The organism is Nocardia vinacea NBRC 16497 (assembly GCF_000308835.1).
Taxonomy (GTDB): domain Bacteria; phylum Actinomycetota; class Actinomycetes; order Mycobacteriales; family Mycobacteriaceae; genus Nocardia; species Nocardia vinacea.
Window position 1 is genome coordinate 1 of sequence record NZ_BAGN01000100.1, and the last position, 18,041, is coordinate 18,041.

Annotated in this window: 14 protein-coding genes and 1 pseudogene; 7 read left to right on the top strand and 8 right to left on the bottom strand. The window is 64.1% G+C overall.

Going from position 1 to position 18,041, the window contains the following annotated elements; genetic code table 11:
- The 5 genes from ON44_RS12990 to pruA all read right to left on the bottom strand — a co-directional run.
- A partial coding sequence (locus ON44_RS12990; protein WP_040689608.1) for an MFS transporter occupies positions 1-473 on the bottom strand: 473 nt, incomplete at its 3' end.
- Positions 474-512: 39 nt separating this feature from the next.
- Positions 513-1,313 (bottom strand): NAD-dependent epimerase/dehydratase family protein, encoded by an 801-nt coding sequence (locus tag ON44_RS12995; protein WP_040689610.1) that lies wholly within the window; start codon positions 1,311-1,313, stop codon positions 513-515.
- Positions 1,314-1,511: 198 nt separating this feature from the next.
- Positions 1,512-2,945 carry an amino acid permease gene (locus ON44_RS13000; RefSeq protein ID WP_040689612.1) on the bottom strand — a complete coding sequence of 478 codons (1,434 nt, stop codon included), beginning with the start codon at positions 2,943-2,945 and terminating at the stop codon, positions 1,512-1,514.
- A 165-nt stretch (positions 2,946-3,110) separates the two neighbouring features.
- Positions 3,111-4,070, bottom strand: a complete 960-nt coding sequence (locus ON44_RS13005) for a proline dehydrogenase family protein (RefSeq protein ID WP_040689614.1) — start codon at positions 4,068-4,070, stop codon at positions 3,111-3,113.
- Positions 4,070-5,716, bottom strand: a complete 1,647-nt coding sequence (pruA, locus tag ON44_RS13010) for an L-glutamate gamma-semialdehyde dehydrogenase (protein ID WP_040689616.1) — start codon at positions 5,714-5,716, stop codon at positions 4,070-4,072. Before pruA ends, ON44_RS13005 begins: the two co-directional genes overlap by 1 nt.
- A gap of 180 nt (positions 5,717-5,896) precedes the next feature.
- On the opposite strand from pruA, the pseudogene ON44_RS13015 reads away from it, so the two are divergent.
- Positions 5,897-7,093: pseudogene (locus tag ON44_RS13015) on the top strand (PucR family transcriptional regulator); the annotation flags it as partial.
- A gap of 83 nt (positions 7,094-7,176) precedes the next feature.
- A complete protein-coding gene (locus tag ON44_RS13020) occupies positions 7,177-7,791 on the top strand; it encodes a dihydrofolate reductase family protein (RefSeq protein ID WP_040689618.1) in 615 nt (204 codons plus the stop codon).
- Positions 7,792-7,872: 81 nt separating this feature from the next.
- Here ON44_RS13020 and ON44_RS48150 read toward each other — a convergent pair whose 3' ends face one another.
- From ON44_RS48150 to ON44_RS13035, 3 genes are all read right to left on the bottom strand, one after another.
- Complete coding sequence (locus tag ON44_RS48150) at positions 7,873-9,033, bottom strand: glycoside hydrolase family 19 protein (protein WP_051181947.1); 1,161 nt, start codon at positions 9,031-9,033, stop codon at positions 7,873-7,875.
- Between the two features lie 116 nt (positions 9,034-9,149).
- Positions 9,150-11,543, bottom strand: a complete 2,394-nt coding sequence (locus ON44_RS13030) for an ATP-binding protein (protein WP_051181948.1) — start codon at positions 11,541-11,543, stop codon at positions 9,150-9,152.
- A 43-nt stretch (positions 11,544-11,586) separates the two neighbouring features.
- The gene (locus ON44_RS13035; protein WP_040689621.1) at positions 11,587-13,137 is read right to left on the bottom strand and encodes an amino acid permease; all 1,551 of its coding nucleotides are present in this window, start codon (positions 13,135-13,137) and stop codon (positions 11,587-11,589) included.
- 171 nt (positions 13,138-13,308) lie between these two features.
- Here ON44_RS13035 and ON44_RS13040 point away from each other — a divergent pair, with 171 nt between their 5' ends.
- The 5 genes from ON44_RS13040 (at position 13,309) to ON44_RS13060 (ending at position 17,996) form a co-directional block, all read left to right on the top strand.
- The gene (locus tag ON44_RS13040; RefSeq protein WP_245567130.1) at positions 13,309-14,838 is read left to right on the top strand and encodes a phytoene desaturase family protein; all 1,530 of its coding nucleotides are present in this window, start codon (positions 13,309-13,311) and stop codon (positions 14,836-14,838) included.
- Between the two features lie 357 nt (positions 14,839-15,195).
- Positions 15,196-15,900, top strand: coding sequence for a DUF8020 domain-containing protein (locus ON44_RS13045; protein ID WP_040689626.1), 705 nt, complete (start codon positions 15,196-15,198; stop codon positions 15,898-15,900).
- A gap of 134 nt (positions 15,901-16,034) precedes the next feature.
- Complete coding sequence (locus ON44_RS13050) at positions 16,035-16,916, top strand: LysR family transcriptional regulator (protein WP_040689629.1); 882 nt, start codon at positions 16,035-16,037, stop codon at positions 16,914-16,916.
- 151 nt (positions 16,917-17,067) lie between these two features.
- Entirely contained in the window at positions 17,068-17,253 is a 186-nt protein-coding gene (gene dmpI / locus ON44_RS13055) for a 4-oxalocrotonate tautomerase DmpI (protein ID WP_040689632.1), read from the top strand.
- 41 nt (positions 17,254-17,294) lie between these two features.
- Complete coding sequence (locus ON44_RS13060) at positions 17,295-17,996, top strand: DUF1275 family protein (RefSeq protein WP_051181949.1); 702 nt, start codon at positions 17,295-17,297, stop codon at positions 17,994-17,996.
- Positions 17,997-18,041 lie beyond the last annotated feature (45 nt).

Genomic DNA, 18,041 nt, shown 5'->3' on the forward strand with positions numbered 1-18,041 from the left:
GGATGCCCGAGACGATCATCAGCTGATTCAACGTCGACAATGCGCCGCGTGCCCTGGTCGGGGCGACGTTCGGACAGATAGGTGGGTACCGTCGCCGATGAACATCCCACCGCGATACCGGTAATGAAACGGGCAACCACCAGCGCCGTCACATTGGGGGCGAGCGCACAGCCCAGCGCGCCGACCGCGAAGACCGCGGCCGCCAGCATGATGGTTCGCCGCCGTCCCAGCCGATCGGTGATGCGTCCGGCAATGGCCGCGCCGATCACCGCGCCGGCGGCCAGGCAGCCACCGATCACACCTTGCGTCACCGAGGACAGATGCCAGGACTTCTTGATGAACAACAGCACACCGGAGATGACTCCGAGGTCGTAACCGAAGAGAATGCCGCCGAGAGCGCCGAAGAAATAGAGAAATTTGACATTGGACGCGAGCGCCGATTTCGGCGCGGCCGTCGTTGCTTTGAATTGCATTGTGCTGCGCTGCTTTCGCGATGAAGCAAAGTTTGGAGGTCAGAGCGGATTCGGTTTGCCGAGTGGCGTTTCCACGAAGGGCCCGCCGATAAGCCATGGACCGGGTTCGCCGACGACCGGAATATCGGTGGCGAACTGTTCGGCGTCGTCCTGGCTGCGGTAGCCGAGTTCTTCGGCCTCGCGCAGGGATACGACGGCACGGGTGTTGGCGGATACGCCCCAGATCACCCGATAGCCGGGTCGCTCTGCAGCCAAGCAGGCCTCGAAAAGTCGCGCACAATCATTGGGGGACAACCACATCGACAGTCCACGCGCATCGTGTGGACGCTCGAAACACGAGCCGATCCGAATGCAGATCACATCCATGCCGAAGCGGGAGTGGTAGAGACTGCCGAGCGCCTCGACGGCCACTTTGCTGACACCGTAATAGGTATCGGGCCGGGGCGAAGCGTCACCGGGAACCGGTTCATCGCCCACGGCGCGGAAACCCACGGCATGATTACTCGAGGCGAGCACGACCCGCGGCACGCCGGCTTGCCGCGCCGCCTCCAAAACCGTATGCGTGCCATCGATATTGACGGCGAGCACATTGTCCCAGCTGTCTTCTCGGCTGATCCCGCCGAGATGGATGATCGCATCCACATCCCGGCAGGCCGCTGCCATGGTGGCCGGATCGGTGAGCGATCCGGTGACGATCTCGACCCGCTCGCCTGCCGTCGGCGCGGGGAGTTCGGTCAGATCCAGTAGCCGCAGAATGCGATCGGGACGCCGTAGGCGGGGCCGCATGAGCGTGCCGATACCGCCGCCGGCGCCGGTAATGAGAATTCGCTGATCATTCATGCGGCATCGGTCTCGCTCAAACAGCGGAAAGTGCCCACAGAACTGTATTTTTCGCACATTGTGTCCTCCTGTGTGCGAGCGAAAGTGTGGGGTAGGTCACTTTCGCTCGAACGTGTCAGAAGGGTATGGCGCTGAATTGATGCCTGTCCAAGACCGTTTCTGTATCGACCGATGCCGCTACGGCATCGGTCGATCGCCCTACTTCGCCAGCGAGACGTCCCCGCCGCTCTCCAGCTTGGAATGCATCCGCGAGTACCCGAAGTACACGGCGAGTCCGATCACCAGCCACACCGCGAAGCGCAGCCAGGTCTCCCACGGCAGCGACCAGATCAGGTAGATCGAGAAGCCGATGCCCACCAGCGGCACCACCGGCATGAGCGGCAATTTGAACGCGCGCGGCTGATCGGGTCGGGTGCGGCGCAGCACCATCACCGCGACGGAGACCACGATGAAGGCCATCAGAATGCCGATATTCGTCAGCTCGGCGACCACGGTGATATCGAGCAGTCCGGCCATGGTCGCGGATCCGATGCCGACGATCCAGGTGACCCGGGTCGGCACCTTGCGAACCGGATGCGTCTTGGCGAACCACTCCGGCAGCAGTCCGTCTCGGCTCATCGCGAACCACACGCGGGTCACGCCGAGCATGAAGGTGAGCACCACGGTGATAATGCCGACGATGGCGCCGATCGCGATGATATTCGCGACGCCCGGCATGCCGACCGATTCGAAGGCGGTGGAGAAACCGCTGGTCGGGCTGATCTCGGTGTACTTCTGCATCCCGGTCAGTACCAGCGTGGCCAGCACATACAGCACCATCGCGATGGCCAGCGAGTAGATGATGGCCTTGGGCAGATGCTTCTTGCCGTCGACGGATTCCTCGGCGGCGGTGCTCATTGCGTCATAGCCGAAGACGGCGAAGAAGACCGTTGCCGCACCGGTCCACACCGCGCCCACACCGAATGGGAAGTACGGGGTGTAGTTGGAGCTGTCGATATGGAAGACGCCGAGCACGATGATCAGCACGACCAAGGCGACCTTGATGCCGACGGCGACCGTCTCGAAGCGGCCGACGCTCTTGATGCCGCGCGAGAGCAACCACGCGGTGCCCAGACAGAACAGCACCGCGAAGACATCGATCACGTGCCCCTCTCCGGTGCCGTGCGCGCCCATCATCCAATCGGGCAGCGTGATATCGACTTGTCCCAGTAGGAATTTGAAGTATCCGGAGACGCCGATCGCGACCACCGCCGCCACCGCGATGTATTCCAGCAGCAGATCCCAGCCGATGAACCAGCCCGCGATTTCGCCGAGGGAGACGTAGCCGTAGGTGTAGGCGGATCCGGCCTTCGGCACCATCCCGGCGAATTCCGCGTAGCACAGCGCCGCGCAGGCGCTGGCGACACCGGCGATCAGGAACGAGATGAGCACCGCCGGGCCCGTGACGGAATGCGCGACCGAACCGGCCAGCGCGAAAATGCCCGCGCCGATGATGCCGCCGACGCCGATCGCCGTGAGCTGCCACAGTCCGAGTGACCGCTTCAGTTGCTCGTCCGCGGGCCCGGTCTCCTCCTCGATCTGCTCGAGAGGTTTGCGGCGCAACATCTGGCTGCGCAACTCCGCGAGGGGCATGGGTCTTCCTTTCGTCCTCTGCGATACCCGACAGTGCAGTAACGCAGATCACATTCTGAGCAGCACTCAGCTAATCGGACCACAAACGCGCTGTGATCGGCGAGTTGGATAAATAAACTTCGGCGGCCTTGTCCGACTGCACAGACAAGGCCGCCGAGCTGGGGATCAGCGCTGGCTGCCCGGTCGCAGCGAGCGCAGGAAGAACGCCACATTGGCCGGGCGTTCAGCGAGTCGGCGCATGAAGTAGCCGTACCACTGATCGCCGTAGGGCACATAGACCCGAACGTGGCGCTCTTCGCGGACGAGTCGGCGCTGTTCGGCGTCGCGGATTCCGTAGAGCATCTGGAACTCGAAATCGTCGGAGCTGCGCCGGGTCGCTGTCGCGAATACCTCGGCGGCCTCGATGAGTGCCGGATCGTGGGTGGCGACCATCGGATAGCCGTCACCGTTCATCAGCACCCGCAGACAGTCCAGATAGGACTGGTCGACCTCGGCCCGGCTCTGATACGCCACCGACGCGGGTTCGCGATATGCGCCCTTGCACAGGCGAATTCGCGAGCCCGGACCGGAAAAATCTCGGCAGTCGGCCTCGGTGCGTCGCAGATAGGCCTGCAGGACGGTACCGAGCGACGGGAAGTCGGCGCGCAACTCCCGCACGATCGAGAGGGTCGAATCGGTGGTCGTGTGATCCTCGGCGTCGATGGTGACCAGCACGCCCGCATTCGCTGCGGCGGTACAGATCTGGTGCGCGTGCTCGTGAGCGATCGCATGACCGTCCGTGGGCAAGGATTGGCCGAGCGCCGAGAGCTTGAGCGAGACCTCCAGCGGCCCAACGGTTCCTGACTCACGCAGCAATGTGAGCAGCGATAGCAGCGACAGATAATGCGTCACCGTATTGCGTGCCTGCTCGATATCGGTGGTGTCCTCGCCGAGGTAGTCGACAGTGATATAGCGACCAGAACTCAGCAGATTCTCCACGGCCGCAACCGCATTCGGCTCGGATTCACCGGCGACGAAGCGGTCCACCAGCTTCTTGGTGGTCGACATGCGGGTGACCGTGCGCTCCATGCGCGGCGAGCGCGAGGCGGCCAGCATGGCGGGGCGAAGCAGACCGGAAATGGCCATCAGATCTCCTCGGGTGCCTGGTGCGGATAGGTGTGCTCGGTCGGCGGGACGAAGGTCTCCTTGATGGTGCGGGCGGAGGTCCAGCGCAACAGATTCTGCGGCGAGCCGGCCTTGTCATTGGTGCCCGACGCGCGAGATCCACCGAAAGGCTGCTGACCGACGACCGCGCCGGTGGGCTTGTCGTTGATATAGAAGTTGCCCGCGGTGAAGCGCAGACTTTCGGTCGCCTTGGCCACGGCGTTGCGGTCGTCGGCAATGATCGCGCCGGTCAGGCCATAGGCTGAACCGCCGTCGACCAGTTCGAGTGCCGCATCGAAGGATCCGGCGACCGAATCGTCGTAGACGTGAACCGCGAGAATCGGGCCGAAGTATTCGGTGCTGAATGCCTCGTCGGTGGGGTCGTCGCCGAGCAGGATGGTCGGATCGACGAAATATCCGACGGTGTCGTCGGTATGTCCGCCCACCGCGATGGTCAAGCCCGAGGTGGCCTTGGCGCGGGCGATGGCGTCGGCGTTGCGATCGAAGGCACGCTGGTCGATGACAGCGCCGCCGAAGTTCGCGAAATCGGTGACATCGCCGTAGCTCAGCGCACCGACCTTATCGATGAGATCGCGGCCCATCTCGGCCCACACCGACTTCGGGACGAACGCGCGCGAGGCGGCCGAGCACTTCTGGCCCTGATAGTCGAAGGCACCGCGGATCAGCGCGGTGGTCAGCACATCCGGATCCGCCGAGCTGTGCGCCAGCACGAAATCCTTACCGCCGGTCTCACCGACCAGGCGCGGATAGGTGTTGTAGTCGGAGATATTCATCGCTACCGAACGCCACAGATGCTGGAAGGTCGCGGTCGAACCGGTGAAGTGGATGCCCGCCAGCCGCCGATCGGTCAGCGCGACATCGGAGATCTTCGGGCCCGCGCCGTGCACCATATTGATGACACCGGGCGGCAGACCCGCGGCCTCCAGCAGTTTCATCGTCCAATACGCGGCCACCGCCTGGGTGGGCGACGGCTTCCACAGGACCGTATTGCCCATCAGGGCGGGCGCGGTCGGCAGATTGCCCGCGATCGCGGTGAAGTTGAACGGGGTGATCGCGTAGACGAAGCCCTCCAGCGGGCGGTACTCGACCTTGTTCCACACACCCGGGGTCGAGATCGGCTGGTCGGCCAGGATCTGCCGGGCGAAATGCACATTGAAGCGCCAGAAGTCGACCAGTTCGCATGGTGCGTCGATCTCGGCCTGGTAGGCGGTCTTGGACTGCCCCAGCATGGTCGCGGCGGCAATGGTTTCGCGCCACGGACCGGACAGCAGATCCGCGGCCCGCAGGAAGATCGCGGCGCGATCCTCGAAGGACAGCGCCCGCCAGCCGGGTGCGGCGGCGGAGGCGGCGGCGATCGCATCCTCGACGTCGCCGGCCTCGGCGGTGGTGAGGGTGCCGAGTACGGCGGCATGATTGTGCGGCTGCACGACGTCGATGCTCTTACCCGAGGTGCGTCGATGCTCGCCGCCGATGACATGGTGGATCTCGGTCGGCGTCGCGGCGAGTTCGGTCAGTTTCGCTCGCAGTCGTGCGCGTTCGGCGCTGCCCGGTGCGAAGGTGCCGACCGGCTCGTTTGCCGGGCGCGGCGTGGACACGATGGCGTCCATGAGTCCTCCTGTGTTGTTTCGAGCGATCTGCAAGCAATCGCTAGCGGCGCTGGTATATGACGGTGAGCCGAAGTCAACACGGCAAAACAGCCCGCAGAATCGGACAAGCGGACAAAGATGGGATGACCGGATTGGCGAGTCGTATGAAAGTGGGCAGTGGTCGTGGCTAGCGAGGGTGAGTTGGTGGCCGCGGACCTGGACCTGTTCGGATTGGCACAGATGGTCGCCCAGAATGCGGGCGGGATGGTGTCCATCGAGGACCCGCAATCGCATGTGCTCGCGTATTCGGCCTCGGATCAGGCGGCCGACCAACTGCGGGTGCTTTCGATCCTCGGCCGGGAGGGGCCGCGCGACTATCTGCAGGTGCTGCGCAAGTGGGGTGTGTTCGATCGGCTGCGCGGTACCGACGATGTCATCGACATACCGGCGCACGAGGAGCTGGATATCAAGCGCCGCCTGGTGGTGAGCATTCGCGAGCAGGTCGAGGGTAGTGCGCCGCGGGTGCTCGGCTCGATCTGGCTGCAGCAGGGAGACCGGCCGTTCAAACCGGATGCCGCCGAGATCCTGCGCGGTGCGTCGGCCATTGCCGCCCGGCTGATTTCGCGCAGCCTCGACGCGCCGTCCACCGAAGCGTTGCTGATCCAGCGACTGTTCGGAACCGGTGCTGGCACCGCCGATGTGCCTGCCGTGGCGAGTGCGCTGAATCTGCCGCTGACCGGTCCGGCCGCGGTGGTCGGCTTCGCGGTCGCTCCCGGTGTGAAGTCGCCCGCCGCCTTCGGCAATATGCTTCGCTTGCGCGCCAGCTCATTTCGCGGTGATTCGGTGACCACCATTCTCGGCGATCGGGTGTATGTGCTGCTGCCGCAGTACCGATCCGCGCATGCGGTGACCGCGTGGACTCGTCAACTGGTCGAACAGCTCGAAGCCAAATTCGAATTGCGCGCCGCCATCGCCTGTCCCATACCGGATCTGGCCCATGTCGCGGGCGCGCGCTCCGAGGTGGACCGGGTCCTCGACAGTACGGCCGCGACCTATCCGCGCGGCCGGGTGACCACGCTGGCCGAATCACGCACCGCGGTACTGCTCGGCGAAATCCTCGATCTCGTCGGCACGCGGCCGGAACTGCACGATCCGCGCCTGCGCAAGCTATTGGACTACGACCGCAAGCATTCCGCGAATCTGTGCGAGAGCGTCGAGACCTATCTGCGTGAACACGGCGATGTGCGCAATGCCGCGACTGCGCTGCAGGTGCATCCGAATACCCTGCGCTACCGGATCCGCCGGGTCGAGGACATTCTCGGGATGGACCTGACCGATCCCGCCGATCGCCTGCTACTCGAACTCCAACTCGCCCTGCATCGCCGATCGCCCGAATAGGCGCGCACGCGAGCGATGATTTTTCCGGCTCCCGTCCGTCTGTTCTGGTGACGCGGCATCAACCACCGACCAAGGAGATACCGATGCGGAAAATCACCGCCGGACTGTTCATCGCACTCGACGGCGTTGTCGACAACCCCCAGGATTGGCACTTCCCGTACTTCAACGAGGAGATGGCCACGGCCGTCGACAGTCAGCTCGGCGCGGCCGATACGCTGCTGTTGGGCCGCAAGACCTACGAGGGGTTCGCCGGGGCATGGCCGGAGCGGGAGACCGGGGGCGATGTGGACGCCGAGATGGCCAAGAAGCTCGGCGACGCGCGCAAGATCGTGGTAACGCATCAGGATCTCACCTTCACCTGGCGCAATTCCGAAGTGCTGAAAGGTGATCTGGCGGAGGCCGTCGCGGCGCTGAAGGATGAGCCCGGCGACGCACCCATCGGCATCAGCGGATCGGTATCCGTTGTCCGCCAACTGCTCGAGCTCGGGCTGTTGGACGAACTGCATCTGCTGGTGCACCCGATCGCGGTGCGCAAGGGCCTGCGATTGTTCGAGGAGACCGACGCCGCGCTTCCGCTGCAACTGCTTTCGTCCAACACCTTCCAAACCGGTGTCGTCCATCTGGTGTACGCCAAGGCGGCGGCCGAAGGTACCGAAGGGTACGAGTACGCGAAACAGTTCCTGCCCCAAGAGGATTGAGGCTATAAGTGGCACATGGTTTCGTAACCATGTGCCACTCGGGCAGCTATGATGGCGGAGCCACCGTCTTCGATTCGATCATCATTCTGCGTCGAGGACCTTACGCGCGCGACTGTAATTCTCGTTGCGCTCCGCGCTCCCGTTGCTTCCGCCATTGATCTCATGTGTGATCGCGTCAATATCCGATTTATCTGCGTCGTCGTTCAAATCCTTGGAGTCCCAGTACCATCCCGCAGTAGCGAAGGCGTACTTCGGGTCTTTGGCCCGGTCGGGATTTTCAACGAAATCGACCTCGAGGGCATCGCTTGCCTTCCGGTAGTTGGTGCGCCCGGTCAGTTGCAGAGCGCCTCGACCGTGAAAGTTTGCGCCGTCACCGGGCTGCTCGTTTCCGAGGTCCTTGCGCGCCCCGTAGTTCCGCTCGAAGTAGGCCTTGTCACCATATTCTTCGAGGGTTTTCAGATTGTCGGTCTCCACTCCGATCTGTGCAAGGAAAGCGGCCGCACGCTTGGGCGTGTCGATCCCGTAGTCACGCATCGCCTGATCGAGGTAGGGGAGATACCTCGCCAGTTTGCTCTTGGGGGTGCCGGGGAAAATCTTCTCGAGTTGTGCCAGTGTTACGGGGCCAATCTGCTCAGCCCGGTCCGAGTTGGTTCCGAGAAGGTCACGGAAGTCCTTCTCCACATGCAGGACCCGCGTGACAATGTCGGTCAACAGCGACTTTTCCTCACTCGCCGTCAGCTTGCTCGATCGCGCGGAGATCGCCAACGAGGCCGCTTGCAGTACCAACCCCAGCATTTGCGCTTCGTCCCGGATCTCCTTGGCCATCTTCGTGTTATCGCCCGCGACATCGCCAACTTTGCCGGAGAGCTCGGTATCCCGCTCTTTCAAACCAGCGGTCAGCTCTGCGATTTTGGCCGATTTCGTATTGTAATGCGCGGTTACCACGGACTTATTGGCCGCATCGTAAAGGTTCGCCGCATCGAGCAGGGCCGTCAGATCAGGGATATTGGAGGGGTTTCCGGTGCCGAGTTGGTCGACCGCCAATCGAAATATTGTCCGAGCGAGTTCGACCGTGCGTTGCACAGTGTCCGAAGCGCCCGGCGGAGCGGCGAGCTTATCGATCTGCGCGCGCGCCTCCGCCACCACCGGCGATACGGTCGGCTTTTGCCCTTTCGGCGGTAGCAGTCCGTATTGGGCTCCCGCCCAAGGATCATCGGTGACCGGGTCGTACTGGGAGCCCATTCGTGGGATTCTCGCACAACCGGCCCGGCGCTTTCGGGCCTCGACTCCCCAGCGGCGGCCGGGGACTAGTCCACTGTCCTTCAGGGTTCGCGGCAATTGCTCCTACACTGCTCGCTCTACTCGGATAGCGCTTGGTCGGCGCGTGGAATCGTCAAGGACCAAGCGGTTTCGGTAGGTATGGGCGTAGTGACTGTCAGGTTTGCGCCGTAGCCGACAAGTGTTTCCGACAATGGTTCGGGCTCATGGTCCGATAATGCTAGATCGGTTGGCGTCCAAGTGATTTCGTGCAGAACGATGGCAAGTTGGCGGTCGTCGAGGATGACGTTGACCCGGATATCGTCGGCGACTGCCCGCTGGCGCATTGTCCGCAGCACCCGCGCCACGACTTCGAGCGCTGCGGATGTGAGAGCGGGATCGAGATCGTTGACCGGTCCGGTGAAGCCGACTTGGGACTGTGCGCCGAGTGCCTCGGCGGCCTCGCCGGCGAGTTCCATGATCTCCGTGCGGAATGGGGTATCGGGTTCGACTTCCGAGGCGAGTTCCGAGACGGTGTTGCGGATGTGATCGATGACGGCGTCGAGTTCATGGACCGAGTCGTCGATGCGGGTGGCGACGGCCGGCACACGGGCCAGGGGACGGATCCCGCTCAATCGCATCCCGATGCCGAACAGTTGATCGATCACCGTGCGGTGCAGTTCGTGGGCGATGCGGTCGCGTTCATTGATGATCCGCAAGGCCCGCAGTCGTGTCTCGGCCAGCCGGAGGTTCACCAGATTGTCCACCCGCGCTCGGAGTTCGGCGACCCCGAATGGTTTCCGCAGGTAGTCGTTGGCGCCGGCACGCAGCAGTTCCAGCCGCGACCGCTCGTCCGCGCGTGCGCTGACGATGAGTACCGGGGTGTTCCGCAGCTCGTGGTCGGTGCGGATCTCGCGCAGAAGTTCGTCGCCGCTCATGCCCGGCATCATGAGGTCGCACACGATCAAATCCGGCTTGTGTGCTCGGGCCAGCTGCAGTCCCATGCCGCCGTTGTCGGCGGCGGTGACCCGATAGGACTCGGAAAGCGCTGCCCGAATCAGGGCGTTGAGGTCGGCGTTGTCCTCGACGACAATGACCGACGGCTTCGGTTCCGACTCATCCGATCCGGTATCCACGTGTGTGGTGCGGTCGCCGCTTTCGGGCGTCAGCTCCGCGATCAGCGCGTCGGCGGCGTTACCTGCCCGAGTCGGTGTGGGCTCGGTGGCCGAGCGGCGGATCGGGGTGCCCGGTGGGGCGGCTCGCGGCAGCTCGATCACGATCATCGTGCCGCCCTCCGGTGCGTCGGTGATAGTGATGTCCCCATGCTGCAGGCGCACCAGGTCACGGACGATGCTGAGGCCCAAACCCGTGCCGCCCACCGCGCGGGTCGCCGCGCCATCGACCTGACGGAACCGCTCGAAGACCGCGGTGCGGTGCGATGCCGGTATGCCGGGTCCGCTATCGGCGATCTCGATGAGCACATCGTCACCGGCAGGACGTACGGTGCAGCGGATTATGCCGCCTTCGGGTACGAACTTGAAGGCGTTGGACAGCAGGTTCAGCAGAATGCGCTGCAGGTGTTCGGGATCGAGTGCGGCGCGGACCGGCTGCGGCGCGTCGACGGCCAGGCGGATGCCGCGGTCGACCGCCATGGACTCGAAAAAGGCCGAACCGAGCCGCACCTGCTCGGTGACATCGATCCAGGCATAGTCGGGTCGTATCGCACCCGACTCCAGCCTCGAGGCGTCGAGCAGATCGTCGATCTGACGCTGCAGTATGCGCGCATTGCGTAGGATCAGCTCGAGCTCATCGTGGTCGGCCGGCGCGCACCGCTCGAGCAACTTTTGTGTCGGCACCAAGATCAACATGAGCGGGGTCCGCAGCTCGTGGCTGATATTGGCGACGAACTGGCTCTTCAGTTCGTCCAGTTCCTTCGCGCGAGCGTACAACTGAGCCAGCTCGACATTGGCCTCCTTGAGCTGCCTGCTGGTTTCGGCGACCTCACGGGCTCGGGCGAACACCTCCTGTTCCATTTCCCGGCTCGAAGCCCGCAGCGCGGCCGTTTCCTCTTGTTTCGCCGCATCGGATGCTTCGAGCCGGACGAAATCGGTGACATCTTCGACGCGGTGGATGACATAGCGCAGCTCGCCTTCGGTACCGAGGACCGGGGAGTTGGTCGGACTCCAGAATCGCGGTTCGAAGGTGCCGTCGGGCTTGCGGATGTCGTAGCGCTGAACCGGCATCGCATCGGTGACCCGGTCACGCAGCACCCGTTCCAGCGATACCCGCAGGTTACGGACGCCTTCGGCCGTCGGATCGTCCGGATTGTCCGGAAATACCTCGAAAATGCTCTTGCCGAGGATGCGCTGTCGCTCGGTCATCGTCGCGGCGGCATATGCGTCGGTCACCGCGACGATACACAGGTCGACGTCGAGTACCAGGTACAGACCTGGTGCGGACTCGAACACGGCGCGGAAATCGACCTCCACGGACACACGTCGACTCTATCCCCACCGCGCGGCAACCGATATGACCAGGTCAGGCCTGTACGGGTGCCTCGGACTCGCCGGTCTCGACGACCGTTCGCCGGGGGCCGGTGAACCAGTGTCTGGCCGATGCGAGCCACCAGATGCCGATCGCACCGACCACGCCGACCAGGGTGATCGGTGCGTAATTGACGGTGTTCCAAGTGAATTCGCTGTTCCACGGATAGCCGCGGTCATCGGTCGGCAGGATGAACAGCAGGCTGATCAGCACGATCCAGATCAGGGCGATGATGCCGACGGGGCGATACCACGAGCCGAGTTGCCAAGGGCCGGTGTGGAATCGGCTGCCGTGCAGTTGGCGCAACAGGATCGGGATGCCGTAGGCGATGTAGAGGCCGATGGTGGCGACGGAGGTCGCTGCCGCGTAGGCGGTCGGCGCGTTTTCCGCGGGCACGAGCATCGATGGGATCAGCAGGACGAACGAGAAGAACGAGATGAACAGCACCGCGTGCACCGGTACCTTGCGGGCCGAAAGTCGGGACCAGTAGGCCGATCCCGGTACCGCGCCGTCACGGGAGAAGGCGAACAGCATGCGTGAGGCCGAGGTGACCGAGGCGTAGCCGCAGAACAGTTGCGCGATCGCGGCGATGATCAGCAGCAGCCCCGACCAGAACGAATTCAGCGAGTTCTCCAGGATGTAGATCACCGGGTAACCGCTGTTCTTCGTCGGATCCAGGGCATCGTCGAGATTCGGAATGGCGAAGGTCACCGCCATGATGAGCAGATATCCGGCAACGGCCGAGACGACAATGGTATTGATGATGCCCTTGGCCGCCGTGCGCGCGGCATCGTGGGTTTCCTCCGACATATGCGCCGATGCGTCGTACCCGGTGAATGTGTACTGCGCGTGCAGCAATCCGAGCAGGAAGCTGAACGCCACCCCGCCGAAGCCGACCGCGCTGTTGTCGACAGTTTCGGTGAAGACGAAGCCGACGCTCTGATGGTGGCTCGCGCCGAACCCGAGTACCACGACGAAGATCGCCACACCGCCGACATGCCACCAGGCGGAGATATTGTTGATCACCGCGGACAGATGCGGGCCGATCGCATTCAGTACGGCGTGCAGGATCAGGATCGCGGTGAAGACCAAAAAGATTGCGGTGCGGTCGGTTCCGATATCGATGCCGATTACGTTGAGCACCGCGGTGGTGAAGATGGCCGCGCCGTAGTCGATGGCGGCGGTCACCGCGATCTGGCCGATCAGGTTGAACCACCCGGTGAACCAGCCCCAGACCGGGCCGCCCAATTCGGACGCCCACCAGTACAGACCGCCGGAAGTCGGGTAGGCCGAGGCCAATTCGGCCATCGCCAGGCCCACGAACAACACCATGACCGAGACCAGCGGCCAGCCCCACGCCATGGTGATCGGGCCGCCGTTGGCCAGACCGATGCCATAACTGGCCAAGCCGCCGGTCAGGATGGAGACGATGGTGAAGCTGATGGCGAAGTTGGAGAATCCGGACCAGGATCTGGCCAATTCCTGTTTGTAGCCGAGTTCGGCGAGGCGCCGTTCGTCATCGGATGGTGTGGTGGCTTCGGTCATGATCGCTCCCGGGTGAAAACGCCGCCCTCATACAGCGTTTGCCAGAAGCTAAGTGTGAAGTGAGTGCTGGTCAATCGCAGGGAAATATGGAAACCGGGCCGTAATCTCCCGGCAATCGCACATTCCGGGCGCGATCCGCGGGATCCGTGGTAGGCAGGACGGATGCGACCGATGCGCTCCTCCTATGACGCGGTGGTGGTCGGTGGTGGTCACAATGGGCTGGTGGCCGCCGCATACCTGGCGCGAGCCGGGCGTTCGGTGCTGGTGCTGGAGCGCCAGGAGCACACCGGTGGGGCCGCGGTTTCGGCGCGGGTGTTTCCGGGCGTCGATGCGCGATTGTCGCGGTATTCGTATCTCGTCAGCCTGCTGCCGCGGCAGATCGTCGAGGAACTCGGGCTACGGTTCGCGACGCGGCGTCGGCAGATCTCGTCGTATACGCCGGTCGGGGACGGTGGACTGCTGGTCGATACCGGTTCCGAGGCCAGGACCAGGGAGAGCTTCGCGCGGCTCACCGGATCGGACCGGGATTTCCGGGCATGGCAGGAGTTCTACGGCGCGACCGGGCGGCTCGCGCAGCGGGTGTTTCCGACGCTGACGCAACCGTTGCCGACGCGGTCGGAGCTCGAGCGGGTTGTCGACGATCCCGCCACCTGGTCGGCGCTGTTCGAGCGGCCGCTGGGGGAGACGGTCGAGTCGACCTTTGCCGACGACACCGTGCGCGGGGTCGTCCTCACCGACGCACTCATCGGGACCTTCACCCATGCGCACGATCCTGAGCTGCGCCAGAATCGGTGCTTCCTCTATCACGTGATCGGTGGCGGCACCGGCGACTGGGATGTGCCGATCGGCGGTATGGGCGCGCTCACCGACGCACTCGCCGACGCGGTTCGCGCCGCCGGTGCGGAGTTGATCACCGGCTGTGCCGTGACCGAGGTCGAGTCCGACGATTTCACAGCCGAAGTGCGCTATGAGGGCGGTGTGATCAGCGCGCGGCATGTGCTCGTCAATGCGGCACCGCATGAGCTCACGCGGCTGCTCGGCATACCGGGGGAGCCGAAACCCGAAGGCTCCCAACTGAAAGTGAATATGGTGCTGCGGCGGTTACCTCGGCTGCGCGACGTTTCGACAGATCCGCACGAGGCATTCGCCGGGACATTTCATATCGCCGAATCGTATTCGCAACTGGAGCAGGCATATCGCGAGGCATCCGGCGGACGGATCCCGTCGGCCCCGCCATCGGAGATCTACTGTCACACCCTGACCGATCCCTCGATCCTCGCGCCCGACTCCGCTCTGCACACCCTCACACTGTTCGGATTGCACACTCCGGCAAGGCTTTTCGAGTCCGATCCGGAGGCTGCGAAGGCGATGGCCGTGAAAGCCGCACTGGCCCAACTGGATGCGGTACTCGCCGAACCGCTTGTCGATTGCCTGGCCCTCGACGAGGATGGTGCACCCTGTATCGAGGCCAAGTCACCGGTAGACCTGGAACGTGAGGTGGGTCTCCCCGGCGGGCATATCTTCCACCGAGACCTGGCCTTCCCTTATCGCTGCGACGAAGCCGATACTCCGGCGGCTCGCTGGGGTGTGGCTACGGACGTCCCCAACGTCTTCATCTGCGGTGCGGGCGCGATTCGTGGCGGCGGTGTCAGCGGTATTCCCGGCCACAATGCCGCCATGGCGGTTCTCGAAACGCGCTGACTACCAGTGGGTCGCCAATGTGGGCGGAATCACATTTGCAATTATCTCATGCGCATTCCGCATTACTGTCCCGCGTGGGGTGGTCGAAGCTGGATGTGCCGTGGCGGTTTCCGGCGGAGGATTTGCGTTTGCGCATTATGGAATCCGATTGCGGCGTTCCGATTTCCCGTATGAGGTGCCATCGGCTGGCGTCAACGCCGATCCGGGTATCGATGTGATCTAGATCTCATCGTGATCGACCCGCGCATGACCTGGCGGCAATTGACGGGCAAATAATAACGATTTGATCACACGCCATCGGCTTGCTGCGGCTTTAATGGGGCTGCTTCCGAAGTCCACCCCGTTAGGAACCAAAGCATGTTGATGAGGAAATTCGCCGCGACCTCGGCGCTGGTGATCGCGGCGCTCGGTGTCACGGCCGGGACCGTGAATGCCGCTCCCGAAACCGACAACGGCGTCGTGAACTACACAGCTACCGCGACCCCGTCCTCGACCATTATCAAGACCGATGTCGGTTCGCTGGTCGACGAGAACGGTGTCTTCAAGATCAAGGCCGTCGACGGAACCACCGTTGCGGGCACCGACCTGTCGTTCCGGGTGGACGATTTCGTCTTCCCGATCGCGGCGGATATCCAGGATCACACTGCGACGCTGACTCCGCAGTTCGATACGGCCCACGCCGTGTACAAGCCGGTCGCGCTGCCGTTCGAGGACAAGGCCCCGTGGAAGTCCGACTACGACCGTGAGCAAGCCGCCTGGAACCGCCTGACCAGCACCATCAGCATGGGCGCCACCGTCGGCACCCTGGTCGGCGGTCTCACCGGCGGCGCCGTCGGCTGTGTCCTCGGCGGTATCGCGGGCGCGACCGTCGCCGCGGCCACCATTGTCGGCCTCTTCGGCGCATTCATCCCGTCCGCGGCCATCGGCTGCATCGGCGGCATCATCGCCGTCGGCGCGCTAGGCACCCTCGCCGGACAGATTTTCGTCACGGCTCCGGTCGCCATCGCCGCCGCAATCCAATACTTCACCACCATCAACCAGCCCTTTACGGCACCGAAGTAACCCCGACACCCAAATCGGCGGGCGCTCGAACCGAGCGCCCGCCGATTTGTTGTCATCCGCTTGCTGCCGCATGCGCTGATCGCGGCGGCTGGTTTCATGGATCGACAGGACCACTATTTCGAGGAGCCCGCGCCATGGAGCTGCGCCAATTGCGCTATTTCGTCACCGTGGCCGAGGAACTGCACTTCGGGCGCGCGGCTGAGCGGCTGCATATCGCGCAACCAGCAGTGAGTCAGCAGGTGCAGCGGCTCGAGCGGGAATTGAAGGTTCAGTTACTGGATCGGTCGCCGCGGCGGGTGCGGCTGACCGAGGCCGGGCAGCGGTTTCTGCCCGCGGCGCGCGGTGTGTTGATCGCGGCGGATCAGGCGCGGGCATCAGTGGCTGATCTGGCCGGTGCGCGGGCCGAGGTGTTCCGGCTCGGCACGGTCACCGGACTCGGTGCGCGGCTGGACGCCATCCTGGATGCCTTTGCCGAGCGTCTTCCGCAGGTGCGGATCGAGTTGGTCACGCTGCCGGTGCGCGAGCGGTTGGCGCAGGTGGCCGACGGACGACTGGACGCGGCCTTCGTGCGTGCGCCCGCCGCCGACGACACTCCGGAACTGGAGTATCTGCGCGCATGGGATGATCCGCTCGTCGCGGTGCTCCCGGCCCGGCATCCGCTGGCCGCGCACGAGACGGTGCGATTGGCGGATCTGGCCTCGGTGCCGCTGCGGATGACCGAGCGGCGCAATCATCCGGCACTGGTGGATCTGGTGCTGATGTCTTGTCAGCGTGCGGGTTTCGAGCCGGTTCCGGCACCGACCGCCACCACGCTGCAGGACAACTTGGCTGCGATCGGCACCGCCGCCGCGATGTGGACGGTGATCTACGCGGCCAATGCCGACCAGGTGCACAACCCGCGAGTGGCCTTCCGTCCGTTCGCCGATGGCGGCCTGAGCCTGCCGATTGCCGTCGCCCTGCGAGCCGGGACCGATTCGCCGAGCTCGGAGTTGTTGCGCGACCTCCTGGCGAAGTGAGTCGTCGACGATAAGCATTCGTTATCGCTGCGCGAACGAACTGGCCCTTGGTCGATGATCTTCGTTCGGGTGAACTGACAGCAGGCCGCCGAACCAGCCGGAATCATCCGGATGCGGTCTGTCCCAACCCTTTTCAGTCAGGAGATCAGTCATGCCCATCGTCACCGTCCAGCAGGGCCCGCGCACCGTCGAACTGAAGCGGGATCTGGTCCGCCGAATCACCGACGCCTTCGTGGACGCCTACCAGATTCCGGCCGAGACCGTACAGGTGTGGATCCACGAGACCCCCGCCGACAGCTGGGGCGCGGCCGGACAGCTGACCGCCGATAAGAAATAGCCGACCGCAGGATGCCGAAGCCCGACCGATACCGTGCGGTTATGCCGATGAAGCATGAACCACCGCGATGGTTGCCGGTCGGGCCGACGGTGCTGGTCTTGCTGTCGGCCGGATCGGGTGCGACGGATGCGCTGGTATTCACCGAGCTGGGCAAGGTGTTCGCCAGCGTGCTGACCGGCAACCTGGTATTGCTCGGTACGGCTGTCGGCATGTCCGGCATCGAACTGACGCCGCCGCTGGTGGTGCTCGTGGTTTATCTCGTCGGTGTCGCGGCGGCGGCGCGCTGGTGTCGCGCAATGCCGCCGGGGGTGCGGCGTATCGCACGGCTGCGTCACTGCTTCGCTGGCGAGGCGGTGTTGGTGGTTGTCGTGGCCGCGATCACCGTGTTCGCCGATTCGGTCGGCGCTATTCGTTTCGTCCTGCTGGCCGCGGCGGCCTTGGGCATGGGCGTCCAGGCGGCAGCGGTCCTCATCGTCGATCGCAGATCGCCGACGACCTACATGACGAGCACGTTCACCGGTCTGGTCAGCGACCTTGTCGCCGATCGCCGTGCCGATCCGCTCGCGGTTGCCCGAATCGCCGCTGTTGTGCTCGGTGCGGTCGCCGCGGTCGTACTCTATTCCGTAAGTGTCCATTGGGGTTTCGCCATCCCCGCCATGTTGATCGCATCGGCGGCATGCCTCGCGTACACCCACTGGTGGCGGGATAGCCTGCTACCAGCCCGATCGCCGTCGGACGAATAGTGACGCTGTCACATCGATCGCGGAATTGCGCGATGGAAGGTTGAA

Coding starts and splice junctions, on each gene's coding strand:
- ON44_RS12995 (WP_040689610.1), bottom strand. CDS start 1,313: ATGAATGATCAGCGAATTCTCATTACCGGCGCCGGCGGCGGTATCGGC.
- ON44_RS13000 (WP_040689612.1), bottom strand. CDS start 2,945: ATGCCCCTCGCGGAGTTGCGCAGCCAGATGTTGCGCCGCAAACCTCTC.
- ON44_RS13005 (WP_040689614.1), bottom strand. CDS start 4,070: ATGGCCATTTCCGGTCTGCTTCGCCCCGCCATGCTGGCCGCCTCGCGC.
- pruA (WP_040689616.1), bottom strand. CDS start 5,716: ATGGACGCCATCGTGTCCACGCCGCGCCCGGCAAACGAGCCGGTCGGC.
- ON44_RS13020 (WP_040689618.1), top strand. CDS start 7,177: ATGCGGAAAATCACCGCCGGACTGTTCATCGCACTCGACGGCGTTGTC.
- ON44_RS48150 (WP_051181947.1), bottom strand. CDS start 9,033: ATGGGCTCCCAGTACGACCCGGTCACCGATGATCCTTGGGCGGGAGCC.
- ON44_RS13035 (WP_040689621.1), bottom strand. CDS start 13,137: ATGACCGAAGCCACCACACCATCCGATGACGAACGGCGCCTCGCCGAA.
- ON44_RS13040 (WP_245567130.1), top strand. CDS start 13,309: ATGCGCTCCTCCTATGACGCGGTGGTGGTCGGTGGTGGTCACAATGGG.
- ON44_RS13045 (WP_040689626.1), top strand. CDS start 15,196: ATGTTGATGAGGAAATTCGCCGCGACCTCGGCGCTGGTGATCGCGGCG.
- ON44_RS13050 (WP_040689629.1), top strand. CDS start 16,035: ATGGAGCTGCGCCAATTGCGCTATTTCGTCACCGTGGCCGAGGAACTG.
- dmpI (WP_040689632.1), top strand. CDS start 17,068: ATGCCCATCGTCACCGTCCAGCAGGGCCCGCGCACCGTCGAACTGAAG.
- ON44_RS13060 (WP_051181949.1), top strand. CDS start 17,295: ATGCCGATGAAGCATGAACCACCGCGATGGTTGCCGGTCGGGCCGACG.